At 28.4% G+C, this 15,625-nt stretch carries 15 protein-coding genes, 2 tRNA genes and 1 other RNA gene; 16 read left to right on the top strand and 2 right to left on the bottom strand.

What is annotated here, in order from left to right; translation table 11 throughout:
• The first annotated feature begins 161 nt into the window (after window positions 1-161).
• The 8 genes from BINT_RS10540 to BINT_RS10510 all read left to right on the top strand — a co-directional run bounded on the left by BINT_RS10540 (window position 162) and on the right by BINT_RS10510 (window position 5,490).
• On the top strand, window positions 162-1,310 hold the full coding sequence (locus BINT_RS10540; protein WP_407636878.1) for an LCP family protein: 1,149 nt from the start codon (window positions 162-164) through the stop codon (window positions 1,308-1,310).
• Window positions 1,294-1,755, top strand: a complete 462-nt coding sequence (rsfS, locus tag BINT_RS10535; protein ID WP_014488561.1) for a ribosome silencing factor — start codon at window positions 1,294-1,296, stop codon at window positions 1,753-1,755. The genes BINT_RS10540 and rsfS overlap by 17 nt, the downstream gene beginning before the upstream one ends.
• A gap of 28 nt (window positions 1,756-1,783) precedes the next feature.
• Window positions 1,784-2,548: a hypothetical protein gene (locus BINT_RS10530; RefSeq protein WP_041177408.1), complete on the top strand. Its 765-nt coding sequence runs from the start codon at window positions 1,784-1,786 to the stop codon at window positions 2,546-2,548.
• Window positions 2,549-2,743: 195 nt separating this feature from the next.
• Window positions 2,744-2,817: transfer RNA gene (locus BINT_RS10525), tRNA-Arg, on the top strand.
• 11 nt (window positions 2,818-2,828) lie between these two features.
• A tRNA-Ser gene (locus BINT_RS10520) sits at window positions 2,829-2,914 on the top strand.
• A gap of 34 nt (window positions 2,915-2,948) precedes the next feature.
• Window positions 2,949-3,043: signal recognition particle sRNA small type (ffs, locus tag BINT_RS14570), an RNA gene on the top strand.
• Between the two features lie 144 nt (window positions 3,044-3,187).
• The gene (gene recA, locus BINT_RS10515) at window positions 3,188-4,474 is read left to right on the top strand and encodes a recombinase RecA (protein WP_014488559.1); all 1,287 of its coding nucleotides are present in this window, start codon (window positions 3,188-3,190) and stop codon (window positions 4,472-4,474) included.
• 158 nt (window positions 4,475-4,632) lie between these two features.
• Window positions 4,633-5,490 (top strand): hypothetical protein, encoded by an 858-nt coding sequence (locus BINT_RS10510; protein WP_014488558.1) that lies wholly within the window; start codon window positions 4,633-4,635, stop codon window positions 5,488-5,490.
• Window positions 5,491-5,492: 2 nt separating this feature from the next.
• Here BINT_RS10510 and BINT_RS10505 read toward each other — a convergent pair whose 3' ends face one another.
• Complete coding sequence (locus BINT_RS10505; protein ID WP_014488557.1) at window positions 5,493-6,209, bottom strand: gamma-glutamyl-gamma-aminobutyrate hydrolase family protein; 717 nt, start codon at window positions 6,207-6,209, stop codon at window positions 5,493-5,495.
• Between the two features lie 185 nt (window positions 6,210-6,394).
• On the opposite strand from BINT_RS10505, the gene BINT_RS10500 reads away from it, so the two are divergent.
• From BINT_RS10500 to BINT_RS10475, 8 genes are all read left to right on the top strand, one after another.
• Complete coding sequence (locus tag BINT_RS10500) at window positions 6,395-6,955, top strand: RNA 2'-phosphotransferase (RefSeq protein ID WP_014488556.1); 561 nt, start codon at window positions 6,395-6,397, stop codon at window positions 6,953-6,955.
• Window positions 6,956-7,256: 301 nt separating this feature from the next.
• A complete protein-coding gene (locus BINT_RS10495) occupies window positions 7,257-8,867 on the top strand; it encodes a peptide ABC transporter substrate-binding protein (RefSeq protein ID WP_041177407.1) in 1,611 nt (536 codons plus the stop codon).
• Between the two features lie 17 nt (window positions 8,868-8,884).
• Window positions 8,885-9,067: a hypothetical protein gene (locus tag BINT_RS10490; protein WP_014488554.1), complete on the top strand. Its 183-nt coding sequence runs from the start codon at window positions 8,885-8,887 to the stop codon at window positions 9,065-9,067.
• A 224-nt stretch (window positions 9,068-9,291) separates the two neighbouring features.
• Entirely contained in the window at window positions 9,292-10,041 is a 750-nt protein-coding gene (locus BINT_RS15155; RefSeq protein ID WP_234944318.1) for a hypothetical protein, read from the top strand.
• A 195-nt stretch (window positions 10,042-10,236) separates the two neighbouring features.
• The gene (locus BINT_RS15150) at window positions 10,237-11,139 is read left to right on the top strand and encodes a hypothetical protein (protein WP_234944317.1); all 903 of its coding nucleotides are present in this window, start codon (window positions 10,237-10,239) and stop codon (window positions 11,137-11,139) included.
• Window positions 11,140-11,346: 207 nt separating this feature from the next.
• The gene (locus BINT_RS15145; RefSeq protein ID WP_234944316.1) at window positions 11,347-11,706 is read left to right on the top strand and encodes a hypothetical protein; all 360 of its coding nucleotides are present in this window, start codon (window positions 11,347-11,349) and stop codon (window positions 11,704-11,706) included.
• 222 nt (window positions 11,707-11,928) lie between these two features.
• Complete coding sequence (locus BINT_RS10480) at window positions 11,929-13,722, top strand: phosphoenolpyruvate carboxykinase (GTP) (protein ID WP_014488553.1); 1,794 nt, start codon at window positions 11,929-11,931, stop codon at window positions 13,720-13,722.
• Window positions 13,723-13,861: 139 nt separating this feature from the next.
• Window positions 13,862-15,043, top strand: a complete 1,182-nt coding sequence (locus BINT_RS10475) for a hypothetical protein (protein WP_014488552.1) — start codon at window positions 13,862-13,864, stop codon at window positions 15,041-15,043.
• Here BINT_RS10475 and BINT_RS10470 read toward each other — a convergent pair.
• Entirely contained in the window at window positions 15,040-15,486 is a 447-nt protein-coding gene (locus BINT_RS10470; RefSeq protein WP_014488551.1) for a C-GCAxxG-C-C family (seleno)protein, read from the bottom strand. The two genes, BINT_RS10475 and BINT_RS10470, sit on opposite strands and share 4 nt — an antisense overlap.
• Window positions 15,487-15,625: the final 139 nt, after the last annotated feature.

The raw sequence follows: 15,625 nt of genomic DNA, 5'->3' as shown, positions 1-15,625 counted from the left end.
TTTCAATAATTAACATAAATATTTTTATATAGATTCTTTTGTAAAAATATATTTGACAACTTAATTAACATAATATATCATATATAGATGAATAATAAGAATGAAAAAAATTGAATGATAAAGCTTTAAAAACAATAAGTCAGGCTAATAAAAAAGCCGTTATGCTGATTATTTTTTCTATAATATTTTCAGTATCATTTATTGTTATAATATTTTATTACTTTTTTATAAGTAAATTAGATATAGCTAAAAAGAATGATGAACCTTTATACTTTTCTGTTTTATTTATAGATGATAATAATGATATTTATGGTGCTTATGTAGGTATAATATCCAGTTTGAATAATAGAATAGGTTTAATAGGTTTGCCTAGAAATATAGCATTATGGGAAAATAATGATTCTGCTCCTCAGGTTATAAGAGAATTATATAAAAATGGAGGAGAGAATGCCGTTTTTAGGGCAATAGAAAATTCGGTGAATAAAAAAATAACTTATAGAATAGCTATTGATAATAATCAAATATCTGATATCATAGATTTGATCGGCGGCGTTAAAATGTATGTTGAAGAGCCTATTAATTTTAAAGATGAGGAGAAAGGATACGAACTGTCATTTGATATAGGCGAATGGATGTTTACAGGAAAAAAGATAATATCATATCTTCATTATTTAAATATGAAAGGATATGAGGACATAGAAACTTTATATAGATTAGAAGATGTTGTAGTTAATTCTATGATAGCTTTAATACAAAGTCCTCAGCTTAGAAATATTATACATTCTAAAGATATGAGAAATGCTATATTTTCAAAAGTTAAAAGCAATTTAAGACCTCCTGATATTAAAGCCATTATGAATATACTTGCAAATAGTAATGAAAGAACATTAGTTATAGAAAATATTGATGCAAGAGTAGATGACAATGGTATTTTGACTCCTATATTTGAAGGAAGTGCTTTTATTAAGCAGATGGACGATTTAACATTATATGTTGAGCTTAAAACACAGAAAAGCGAATTGAATAATGAGGATGTAAGTTTGACTGTATTGAATGCTACAACAGTTGGAGGGCTTGCCGATAGAATAAATATAAGAATGCGTTACAGAGGTTTTGCTGCCGGAGAATACGGTAATTTTGGTACTAATCTCAATGAAAGTGTTGTTCTTATAAGGGACGGACAAATTGAGAAGGCATTTATGGTTGCTAATGAAGGCAGAGTAACAAGAGTATATGCAAAGACAGATAGAAGAGTATTAAATAATGCAGTATTAATTTTGGGGAATGATTACTATGAAATTACACAATGATAAAAACAATGAAAATAAAGAATTAAAGAATAATGAGGCAAATAAGGTTTTAGAAACAAAGCTTAAAAAAAGAAAGAAAAAATTTATAGATAAAGAGAAGGCTAAAGAATTAACTTTAAAAGCAGCCAAAGCTTTATACGATAAGAAACTTGAAGATATTGTTATATTAGATTTAGAAGATGTAACAAGCCTTTCAGACTTTTTTATATTGGCTACGGCTTCTTCTTCTCCTCAGATGAAAGCAGGTTCCGACGCTGTTTATAAAGATTTAAAAGAAGAAGGTGTGCTTCCTTATGCAGAAAATGACAATGATCCGGAAGGCGTTTGGTATTTGAGCGATTATGGATTTTTAGTCGTTCATATATTTACTGAGGAAGGCAGAGAATATTATAATCTTGATAAATTATGGCATGAAGCTAAGAAAATAGATATGCCAGAAATATAATTTTTATTTTAATATTGTGGAGTATTTTATGAAGAGAATTACTATTATACTATCAATCATTTTTATCTTTGCTAAGATGTCATTTGCAGCAAGCGGATGGCAATTTGGTTTTATGGTACCTATAGGTATGAGTTTAGGTTTCTATAATATTGGATTTGATAATAATGTGTCTGAAGAATATAAGAAGAATTATAAAAAAGACAGCGGTACAGTTGGTTTTGATGCCGGAGTAAATATTTATGGTGGATATGCTGTATCAGATGGAGATATAGGAATAAGTTTATTATTAGATTTAGGATATTCTCATGATTCATTTGGATTATCCGGATCATATAAAGAAAATAATATAGATTATACAAAAAAAGAATATTATACTTTTGAAAATTTCTCTATAGGTATACTTCCTAAATTTCATTATCAAAATTTTGCTTTTGGTTTAGGAATAGGAGTAAAACTTCCTTTGTATTTAACACATTCAATGGAGCTTACTTCAGGAAATACAACAACAAAAACAGAAAGTAATTATGATATTAATAATATGAATAATGTAATGAAAAATTCTGTTATTACTTATGTTAAACTTACATTTGATTATTCTTTCTATGTTCATGAAAAAGTTGCTCTTTTATTGGGTGCTTATATAGGAACAGATTTTGGTATAGATTTGAGAGGAACAGAAGGTTATTATGATAGTGCTAATAAATGGGTTAAAGTAATTGACAGCAGGAATTTGGCTTCATTTGATTTAGGTATTCAATTGGGTATGAAATTCGGAGAAGATTTATTTAATTAATAAATAAGGTTATATAATTTAAAAATCTCTAGCAGCTGACTATATATTTAGTAAAGTTTCTAGAGATTTTTTATTAACTTATTATTGCTTTATTAATTATTATCATTATAGCAGCAATAAAAAATAATAATTAAGTATATTTTATATTTGCAAAAAAATATAGACTATGTTATAATTGTTAGACTAAAAACTTATGTGCCTGTAGCTCAATTGGATAGAGCATCAGATTGCGGTTCTGAAGGTTGGAAGTTCAAATCTTCTCAGGCACGTTGCTATATTAGGAAAGATGTCCGAGCTGGTCGAAGGAGCACGATTGGAAGTCGTGTGTGCTTAACCGCACCGTGGGTTCGAATCCCACTCTTTCCGTATATATGTTCTTTTTATTTTTTTACATCTCTTATAACGGGGCTCTACGGCAGTTGATGATGAATCCGCCAGGTTCGGAAGGAAGCAACGGTAAGTCAACCCAACTGGGTGCTAGTTCTCCTGTTATAAGGGGCTTTTTTATTAATTCCTTTTATAAATCCCATTTTAATTATTTTGTTATTTTTTTATATTTTTACTTGTTAATATCTTGACAAAAACAATGTATTTTTATACAATGTATTATTATATTGTTTTTTAGGAGAATTTTTTAATATGGCTACTAAAAAGAAAGAAACTGCTGAAGTAAAAAAAGATGGTAAGAGTGAAGCTATTGAAGCCATTACCGATCAGATAAATAAAAAATACGGTCCCGGCTCTTTTATGAGACTAGGAAGCAATAAAACTGTTAATGTTGATGTTATCTCTACTGGAGCATTGACACTTGACCATGCCTTGGGAGTAGGCGGAATACCTCGCGGAAGAATAATAGAGATTTATGGTCATGAGGCTTCAGGTAAAACTACATTAACTTTGCATATCATAGCTGAAGCTCAAAAGGCTGGAGGTTATGCTGCTTTTATAGATGCTGAACATGCTCTTGATCCTGTATATGCTAGTGCTTTGGGTGTTGATATTGATAATTTATATATTTCTCAGCCAAACAGCGGAGAAGAAGCTCTTGAGATATTAGAAAAAGTCGTTTCTTCTACTGCTTTTGATATTGTAGTTGTGGACTCTGTTGCTGCATTGGTTTCAAAGGCTGAACTTGCAGGAGATATAGGAGATGCTCATATTGCTTTACAGGCTAGACTTATGAGCCATGCTTTGAGAAAACTCACTGCTATAATAAGTAATACTAATACTGCTGTAATATTCATTAACCAATTAAGACAAAATATTGCAACTACTGGTTATGGTGCTGGTCCTACTGAAACTACTACAGGTGGTAAGGCTTTGAAATTTTATTCTTCTGTAAGACTTGATATAAGAAGAACTGAATGGATTAAAAAAGGCGATGATACTATAGGACATAAAGTAAAAATAAAAGTTGTTAAAAATAAATTATCATCACCATTTAAAGTAGTTAATTTAGAGATAATATTTGGTAAGGGTATATCATCTGAAGGACTTTTGATAGACTTAGCAATGGAAGCAAAAATAATTACAAGAAGTGGTGCTTGGTTCTATTATAATGGAGAGCAGATTGCACAAGGTAAGGAAAAGGTAAGAGAATTACTTGCATCAGATCCTAAAATGCGTATGGAACTTGAAATACAGATTAGAGAAACATTAAATATGGGTGGAGCTGATAAGGTAAAAGAGAAACTTGCTGAATATTTAGAAGAACAAAAAAATGGCGGTGCTAAAGAAGCAGTAAAAGAAAATAATGATGATGAAAATAATGAGGCTGCATCTTCAAAGAAAAAATCTAAGAAAGCTGAAGAAGATGAAGAAGCTAATCTTTTAATGAGTGCTGAAGAAGCTTATTCTGATGATGACGATGAAACTTACAGCGATAATGATTTTGAGGATACTATTGTAACACCTGTAAAAAATTAATTTATTATTTTAGTATATATCTATAAAAAGGGGCTTTTTTATAAAATTAGCTCCTTTTTTATTTTTACTAAATAATATAGTTATATTATTAGTATATACATATTTTTATAAAATGTTATAATACTAAAACTATAATATTGAATTTTTGAATATTTTGAATGAAGTTAATAAAATTTTTATTTATTTTTACAATTATATATACATTAATAATAATTAAGCCTTTAACAGCTCAAACTAATCTTCAGGCTGGTCTTTATATAGGGGCAGATTTAAACGGACGCTTCAGTCCCTATTTAGATGGCGGCGGAAAAATTATGCTTTTTTACAGATTTATTTCTGATGTATTTCCGGGATATATTTGGGAAGGCATAAAAACAGATCTAGGTATAAGCGATCATATTAGTGCGGAAATGAATAGGCTTACAATATTTGTGAATAGTTCTATTTCTGAATATTTTAATATAGATGCTAGATTTTCTATGCTTAATTATTATCTTTCATATGCCAAAAGGGGATTTGTAAATTTTAATAGTCCTCAAGATGAATTTGGTACTAATGGCATAGCCAATGCACCTAAGACTTCTAATTTATCGTTTGAGGCTGAAATAACACCTACATTTAAAGTGAGTCTTTTTAGATCTTTATTTGAAGGGAGAGGATTAATTTTGCAGGCGGGGCTTACTTTCAAATATGCTTATAATATGTTTGGAAAATATCATTTGGATTATGATTTACTTTTAATTAGGGATCAGAATGATATATCATATAAACTTGATTCTATGATTCTTTTTGATTTAATGCCATTAACTGTTGGTATTAATTATATGCTTGCTTATATGAATAATACCAAACAATTATGGCATTCAATAGGTGCTTACGCTCATTTTCAATATGAATTCATAAATAGAATATATACTGAAGTAAATTTGAGAATAGGGCAGTACTTAGGTCATCCGGAATTTCCTGCCACTTTATATTTCGATATGAATGCTATGATTACATATAGAATAATATGAAATTACTTTCTTGAATTACAAACTTCTACAAACATATCAAATATATTTTGCATCTTTATTATTCTAGAGCTCATTAATTCAGGATGCCATTGTACTCCTAAAATAAAAGAATCTTTTTTCTTATATTCAATAGCTTCTATTATGCCATCTTTGGCAGTAGCTGTTACTCTGAAATCTTTAGCTAATTTATCAACTGCCTGATGATGAAAACTATTTACTTCAGCTGTTTCCCCCAACATATCATAAATTATACTGTCTTTTACTATTTGAATTTTATGTGTAGCTGTATGGTATTCTGCAGTTTGACTATGAAGTATATTACTATTTCTTTGACTTGGTATATCCTGTATTAAAGTGCCTCCGAAATAAACATTGATAACCTGTATTCCTCTACATATACCAAATATTGGTTTATTCATTTCAACTGCATATTTCATTAATGTAAAATCGAATTCATCTCTCTCTGCTGAAATAGTTCCTATTTTTTCTATAGGTTCTTCATCGAATCTAAATGGGTGAACATCAACTCCGCCTGTCATTATTATGCCGTCAACATTTTCAACCATTTTCTTTATAATTTCTTTATCTTCTGTAATCGGCATAATGAATGGTGCCCCTTGGGATCTTATAACAGAATCTACATAAGAGCGGTTGATAAATGCTTTCGGTATAGAATTGTTTTCATATAGAATATTGCCAGATAAACCTATAACAGACATAAATATATCCTTTATTCAAGTAAAAATTTGCATATATATTACATGTAAAATAATTTTTTACAAGAGATTTGGGGCGGGTGGGCGGGCTGAGTAAAGCTTTATTAAATATTAGTATTAACATAATATAGTTGACATAATTAATAAATGGCATTATTTTATATTTATCTGTTTTTTAGGAATTAAAAATGAAAGATAATAAATTAACTAAAGAGGAAATAAAAATAAGTAAATTTGTTAGCTTAGTATTAAGGCATAAACCTGAAAATATAGGACTCACATTATCAAAAGACGGCTGGGCAAATGTTTATGAATTAATAGAAAAAATAAAAGCTACAGGAAGAAATATAAATGAAGATATACTTGAAAGAGTAGTACTGTATAATGATAAAAAGAGATTTAGTTTTAATGAAAATCATACATTAATAAGAGCTAATCAAGGACATAGTATAAATGTAGATTTACAATTTGAAGAAAAAGAGCCTCCTGAAATATTATTTCATGGAACTTCTATTGATAATATAGAAAGTATAAAACAGGAAGGCATAAAAAAAATGGGAAGGCTTCATGTGCATTTATCTCTTACAGAAGAAACTGCTAAAAAAGTAGGAGAGCGTCATGGAAAGCCTGCAATAATAAAAATTAATTCAAAGCAAATGTATGAAGACGGTATTAAATTTTATTTGTCTGAAAATAAAGTTTGGCTATGTGATTATGTTGATCCTAAATATATTATAGATGTGATTTAATAAGAATCCCCGCCCTTTATATTTTTTAGTTTTATTTAGAGAATAAAATTTTAATTATTTTTAAAGCATAATTATAAATTTTAGTCCCCACCCAAGTTTTTATTAGATTTAAAAAAATATCTACGCACGATTTATTTTTTATTGTTTAGTATATAAATTAATAAAAATAACATATTTATATTTTTTATTCATTCACCGTGCGGAAATTATATTAACATAATATAGTTGACATAATTATATATTTGGTTATCATATTTAAATATATAATTAATATAATCATATTATAAAGAGAATAAATATTATGAAGAAACTAATTTTTGTAATAATTTTGATTGCCAATATATTTTTGTTATCATGTTCTAATCTTAAATCATCTAATGAAGGTATAGTTGTATCAGTAGGAGGAATGCCCAGCAGTTTGGATCCGGCATTTGCTAAAGGCATTAATACTGCAGTTTACATAACACATGCTTTTGAAACTCTCACTCAAAGAGATGAAGACGGTACTATAATTCCTGCACTTGCTGAAAGCTGGGAGTCTATGAGTAATAATACAGTTTATATATTTCATTTAAGAGATAACGCTAAATGGTCAGACGGTAAAGATTTAACTGCTAATGATTTTGTATACACTTTAAGAAGATTAATTGATCCTGAAGTTGCTTCTCCTTTTTCTTTGGGATTTGATATAATAAAGAATGCTCAGAGTATAATGAAAGGCGATAAAAAATTAGAAGAACTTGGAGTTTATGCTTTAGATGATTATACTTTAAAAATTGAGCTTGATATACCTTTACCATATTTTGAAGAGGCTATGGCTAGTGATATTGCTTCACCTGTAAGAGAGGATATTATAGAAACTTATGGAGAAGATTGGGCATTGACTAAAGATCATTATGTTGGAAATGGTCCTTATATAATGACTGAATATGAAGAGGCTGTAAAAATAGTTATGGAGAAAAATCCTTATTATTGGGATAAAGATAATGTTAAGGCTGAAAAAATAACTTTTGAATTTTTAGAAGATGTTAATACTGCAGTTGCGGCAATTTATGCAGATAGTATACTATTTTATCCGGAAGCACCAGAGAATGAGAGAGCTTCTTTGATAGAGCAGGGCATAGGAAGAGAAGTTGACATAACATCTATTGCTTATTATATGGTTAACTTAAAAAGAAGACCTTTTAATAATCCTTTAGTTAGAAAAGCATTGGCACTTGGTATAGACAGAAACTATATAGTAAATAATGTTTTAGGCGGGGGCAGGGTAGCTGCTGACGGATTTGTGCCTATTAATGTAAAAATTGGTACTAACAATTTCAGAGATAATGCCCCTCAATATATTTCTTTAGAAGAAAGTAATTATAATAAAAATATTGAAGAAGCTAAAAAACTTCTTGCTCAGGCCGGATATGCTGATATAAAAAAATTTCCTATAATAGAATTAATAACTACAACTAATCCTTCATCATTATTCGTTGCAGAGGCAATTCAAAGTATGTATAAAAATAATTTGGGTATAGATTTAAAACTTAGATATGAAGAGCCTACAACATATTTGCAGTCAATAAAAGACGGAAGTTTTCAGATGATAAAGGCTGGAACTAGTGTTGCTTATAATCAGGCATCTGGTTATTTAAGACTTTTTCAGCTTGATGGTTTGGGCAATGACGGCGGATACACAAATGCTGTTTATGATTATTTAGTTGATATTGCTATGACAAATGCAAATGAAGATATAAGAATAAAAGCAGCCTATGATGCAGAGCGTATACTCATACAAGAGGATATGGCTATAATACCTATATATTATGATAAGGCTACTATTATGCAGAGCAAAAAACTTCATGGTGTGAAATATGATATTTTTTCTATATATGATTTTAGAAATGCTTATATAAGTAATCAATAATAATAGGATTTTAATTTATGAAAAAATTTTTTGTAGGTTTATTCATTGGAATTGTATTGACTATATTCAGTTATAATGTTATGCCGAAACTTTATTCAGAGTTCAGCAGCAAGGATTCAAGTGCATTAAATAATATAGCTTATGAATTAAGAAATATAAGAAAGATTTTAGATGATATAAAAACAGAATTGAGAAAATAGATAATTATATATTTTATAGTTTGTCTATTATTTCTATTCTGCTATCTTTAATAAATTGCTGCATTCTATGGAGCGTTTAGTGTTGCTAATATTCTTTTTGCCGTGTCAAATAAGCTAAGCATAACTAAAGTATAAAAAAAGATTTATACGATATTTAGTTTTTCATTATTATATTGAAATTTGTTCATATATATTTTAATATATTCTTATAAAGGGATATGCATATGATATATAGCAATAATTTAAGAGAAGAAGAATTAAAAAATAAAATAGCTTTAGATTTCTTTAATGATTTTGATAATACTCAGATAATTAATGAAATAGATTTTACTGTTAGTCTAAAGAGAAATACTGATATTTATATGTTATGGGCTGAGGCTAAAAAAGCTAAAAGCGATATATATAAATCTTTTGTTCAGCTAATTTTAACTATAGGTAAAAAAAGAATATTTGATAAAAAAATTCCTCCAAAATTTTTAGGAGCTTTTGATAGTGAAAAAATTGCTTTTATAGAATATCATAAAGTTATGCATATATTCTCAAAAACTGACTTTAATTGGAATATAACTCCATCTGATTATAATACCAAAGAGTTTAAAGAGCTTTATAATTTATCAAAAGAAACATTAAAAGAAGAAAGTTTATGGTATTCTTTTGATGAAGATGAAGAAGAAATAAAAAAGTTTATTAAAGACAATTTTAATACAGATAAAACTTTATTAAATAAAATACAAGTAGATAAAAATAATTTTGTGAATATTTATTATAAATGGCTTGAAAGAGTAAAACCTTCAATTACAGCCGATTGGAATACTGTAAAAAAAAGCGGTATAATAGATGCCGACTTTTATCTTGCTGATTTATTAAGCGAAAATAATATGAGTCTTAAAGATAAATTATTTGTACTTTTAAAGAATAATTATTATGAACTTGACAGAAAAATAGACAATGAAGGTTTTATACAAATAAGGTAAGTATATTTTAATGATAATCAGAAAAATCATAATGAGTTTTGGAAGATTTATAAAAGACCGCCTAAAGAGGAATACTGGGATTATATAATAGAAAGACGTGATTTATTAGTATCTCAGGATATAAGAGAAAGAAAAGGCTCATTTTTTACACCTCGTATATGGGTTGAAAAGAGTCAAGAATATATTGCTGAAGCATTGGGTGAGAATTGGCAGGAAGAATATTATATATGGGATTGTGCTGCAGGTACAGGAAATCTATTGGCCGGACTTACACATAAATATAAAATATTTGCTTCTACTATAGATAAGGCAGATGTAGATATAATGAAAGAGCGTATAAAAAATGGGGCTAATTTATTGGAAGACAATGTGTTTCAATTTGATTTTTTGAACGATGACTTTGATAAATGTCCTAAAGCCCTACAAAAAATAATCAACGATGAAAATGAAAGAAAAAAACTAGTAATATATATAAATCCTCCATACGCTGAAGTATCTACAAAAAAAAGAAAACAAGGAAAAGTAGGAGTAAATATTTCTGTAACTCATAGCAGATATATGGATATATTAAAAACTGCAGGACGTGAATTATTTGCACAATTTTTTATACGAGTTTATAAAGAATTAAACGGATGTATATTAAGTTGTTTTTCAACACTAAAATATGTCAATGGAAGTGCATTTGAAAGTTTTAGAGAAACTTTTAGAGCTAAGTTTTTAAAAGGATTTATAGTGCCTGCTGATACTTTTGATAATGTAAAAGGACAGTTTCCTATAGGTTTTTTAATTTGGGATACTTCAAAAGAAAATAGGGCAAAGCATATAAGAGTAAATGTATTTGATAAAAATAATAAATCTCTTGGTAGAAAAAAGATATATTCTTATAAAAATGATAGGTATATAAATCAATTTGTTAATGAATATAAGACAAATGATGATAATAATATCGGTTTTTTAGATGGCATTAATGGTAATGATTTTCAGCATAATAACATTATTTATATTTTAAATAGTAGAGAACAAGTTGTAAATCCAAGAGGTGTATGGATAAACTTAAATAATTTAATACCTTTATGCATTTATTTATCTGTAAGATAATGTATTAAATCAGATTGGCTTAATGACCGTGACCAGTTTCTTTATCCTAATGAAGATTGGACTTATGATAAAGAGTTTCATTCAGACTGTCTTGCTTTTACACTATTTCATCCGCAGAATCGTATTTCTTCACAGCGAGGGATTAATCATTGGATACCTTTTACTAAAGAAGAAGTTAATGCTAATGGCATTTTTGATTCTCATTTTATGACGGATTTTATCAAAGGTCAAATTAAAACAGAAAATAAAAAAAGTGATTTATTATTATATGATAATAAAGATTTCTATCACGGCGATGAACCTATAGTTTTTTCTAATGAGTCTTTAGAAATTTTTGAGTCAGGTAAGGAACTATGGAAATATTATCACTCTTTTAGTAATATCAACATTAATTTTTCTTTTTATGATATACGCGGATATTTTCAAGGATTTAAAAATAACCGTATGAATAATAAAAGTAATGATGAAGAATATGATTCTTTAATGAAAAATTTAAAAGAAAAAATGAATATATTAGCTGAAAAAATAAGCATAAAAGTATATGAGTATGGTTTTCTAAAAAAATAGTTTTTATTATAAAAAATTGAATACCTGCTGTTAATATGTACTGAATGTGTTTTTACTGTTGATGATATATAGTGCATTTTTTATAAAAAACTAATAAAAATATTGTCTTTAAATATATTTTTTGTATATTATAAAATAATTAATAAATTTACAAAAATCATTTACTAAAAATGCGTTTTATTGTATAATTGATGCAACAAATTTAATAAAGGAGTAATATTCATGAAGGTTGAAGAATTAAAACATGAGAAGCTTAAAGCTTGGATTAAAGAAGTAGCAGATATGTGTCAGCCAAAAGATATATATGTATGTGATGGAACTAAAGAAGAATATGACAACTGCATGAACGGTTTGGTAGAATTAGGTTTAGCAAAACCTCTTAAAAAAAGACCTCACAGTCATTCTTTCAGAAGTGATCCTTCTGACGTAGCACGTGTTGAAGATAGAACTTTTATTAGTTATCCAGATAAAGAAGATGCTGGTCCTACTAATCACTGGATGGCTCCAGATGAATTAAAAGGAACTATGAAAGAATTATATAAAGGTTGTATGAAAAATAGAACTATGTATGTAATTCCTTTCTCTATGGGTCCTGTTGGTTCTCCTATAGCTAAAATCGGTGTAGAAATCACTGACAGCCCTTACGTTGTATGTAACATGCATATAATGACTAGAGTTGGTACTAAAGTATTAGAAGTATTAGGTGCTGACGGCGAGTTCATACCTTGCTTACACTCTGTAGGTGCTCCTCTTGCTGACGGTGAAAAAGATACTAAATGGCCATGTGCTCCAATAGAGAAAAAATATATTTCTCATTTCCCTAATGAAAACTTAATATGGTCTTATGGTTCAGGTTACGGCGGAAACGCTTTACTTGGTAAAAAATGTTTCGCTTTACGTATCGCTTCTGCTATGGCTAGAAGAGAAGGCTGGATGGCAGAACACATGCTTATCTTACGCTTAACTAACCCAGAAGGTAAAAAATTCCATATAGCTGCTGCATTCCCAAGTGCTTGCGGTAAAACTAACCTTGCTATGTTACAGCCAACTATCCCAGGTTGGAAATGTGAAACTATAGGTGACGATATTGCTTGGATGAAAATAAATCCTGAAGACGGCAGACTTTATGCTATCAACCCAGAAGCTGGTTTCTTTGGTGTAGCTCCTGGAACTTCTTATGATTCTAACCCTATGGCTATGGATTCAATAAAAGAAAACACTATATTCACTAACTGTGTAGAAACAGATGACGGTGATGTATGGTGGGAAGGTATGGGAGAAGCTCCTAAACATGGTATAGACTGGAAAGGTAATGATTGGACTCCAGAAAGCGGTGAAAAAGGTGCTCACCCTAATGCTAGATTCACAGCTCCTGCTAGACAATGTCCTGTAATTTGTCCAGATTGGGAAGACCCTAAAGGTGTACCTATAGATATATTCATCTTCGGTGGAAGAAGAGCTTCAGTTATGCCATTAGTACATGAATCTTATAACTGGGATCATGGTGTATTTATGGGTTCTACTGCTGCTAGTGAAACTACTGCTGCTAATATCGGTGCAGTTGGTGCATTAAGATTTGACCCATTTGCTATGCTTCCATTTGCTGGTTACAATATGGGCGATTATATGAACCACTGGCTTGAAATGGGAGATAAATTAGGTGATAAAGCTCCTAGAATCTTCTATGTAAACTGGTTCAGAAAAGATGCTGACGGTAAATGGTTATGGCCTGGATTCGGTGATAACTCAAGAGTATTAAAATGGATGTGTGAAAGAGTTGAAGGTAAAATCGACGCTGTTGACACTCCTATAGGTAAAATGCCTAAAGAAGGCGATTTAGATCTTAAAGGTTTAGATATTCCTGAAGCTGATTTCAAAGAGCTTATGAGAGTAGATGTTGAAGCTTGGAAAGATCAAGCTAATCAAATCGAAGCTCATTATGCTAAATTCGGTTCAAGATTACCTGAAAGACTTAAAAAACAATTAGAAGAATTAAGAGCTAGATTAAGCAAATAATTGATAAAGTAAAATTCCTTTAATTTGCCAATAGTTTAATTTAATAATTAAGCTATTGGCTTTTTTATTATTTATTAATTGATTTTTTTTCTATTTGAATAGATAATCTATAAAAAATAAATATCAAGAAAAAATAATTATGAATAGTTTAATAAAAGAATTAAAAACACAATCACAAAAAAATATTATAATACTAGCATTAATTTCTATATTGCCTTTTACCATATATTTTTTATTTTTTGCTTTAAATATCAATTCAGATTATAGAATTACTGAAATAACATCTCATTTTTTTGTTTTTAGGATTTTTTATTTATTTTGTTTTTCTCTTATGTTTAATTTAGACAATAAGAAAAAAATATTCATAACTTTTTTAATATTTTTATTTGTAGGCATTCTCAGTGTGATTATACCTTCATCAGAGTTTACATTTAAAGATATAATAGATAGAGATAAAAAGTTGATTTTCTTTGTTCATACGATTTTGAATAAGAATTTATTTTTGGATATTATATTTTTTATAATGTTTGCTTTATCATTCAATCAGTATAAAAATTATAAAGATATTAATCAGGCATTTACTTTCAGTGCCAATATAATTATATTAACTTCTATTGTACCTGCAATTATTTCTGTAATGTTTATGATGTTTTTTGCAGCAGTAATTAATTTATTTAGAGGAATTATTATAAATATATTTGATGATACACTTATTGTCTTTAATGTTTTTATATTATCTGTATTTTATATATTTGCTTTTACTCCTTTTATAATTTATTTTCTTTATAAAAAAGATGTAAAAAATATATCAATATACTTTTCAAGAATAATAATGTATATAAGTTTATATAATATAATTAAGCATTTATTTTCTATAATAGTGCCAATTATTCCTTATAGCAGTCCTTATGATATCAGAATAAATTTTATAATTTATAATGTTGCTCTTGCTATAGGGGCCGTAAATTTATTTTTTGTAAGAATGGATTATAAATCAAGCATATTTACTAAATTAGTTTATATTGTATTTCCTATTGTAGCATTTATTTTTAATATAATAATTTTAACTTCTACAATATATAGAATAAAAGAATATGGAATAAGTCCAAATAAATTAACTTTGATTTTTACAAATATAATAATGCTTATTCATTTTATTTTGATAATTTTTGATAATATAAAATCATTAAAAAAATTAAATAGTATAAAAAATATAAAAGACATTATACTAACAAACAATAGAAGCTATTATGTATATGTTTATGGAATCATAGCTTTTATAGTATGTTTTATAATGCCTTTGTTTTATAATATTTTTTAATTTTTATTTAATTCTCTCATTATCATTTTTGCTGTAGTTTCTGTAGTGAAAGCAACAACATCTTTGCAGGATTTTTTTCTTTCTTCTGAGTTTTGCTCCATTCCTTTTGTTATCACTCTGCAGCAAGTTGATTTGAACTCTTTTTTAAAACTATCATGAAATTCATTGCTTAATCTAAGACAATTATCTACTTTTTGATGGGGTTCTCTTCTTCCAAATAAAAACCCCAAACACATAGAGCTTGCAGCAACAGCACCGCATAAGCATCCGCTTCCTCCAACTCCTCTCAAAAATGATGAACTCATAGCTATAGCATCATCGCTTAAATTAAATTCAAAATGTTTGTTTAAAGCATATATTATAGCTTCAGAACATCCGAATCCTTTACCAAAAACATTTTTTGCATCATTAATGCATTCTTCGATATTGATATTTGTTTTCATAAATTAACTTCCTAGAAAATATTTGTAACAATATACCTAAACAATTATATTTTGTTATTTTCTATATTTTTGTAAATCTATTATCAACTTTTTTGCCGCACACGCTCTGCGGGCTTCGCCAAAGTTGCTGCCGCAGGCA

Source organism: Brachyspira intermedia PWS/A (genome assembly GCF_000223215.1).
In the GTDB taxonomy this organism is placed as follows: domain Bacteria; phylum Spirochaetota; class Brachyspiria; order Brachyspirales; family Brachyspiraceae; genus Brachyspira; species Brachyspira intermedia.
This window is presented reverse-complemented; position numbering and strand designations above follow the sequence as displayed.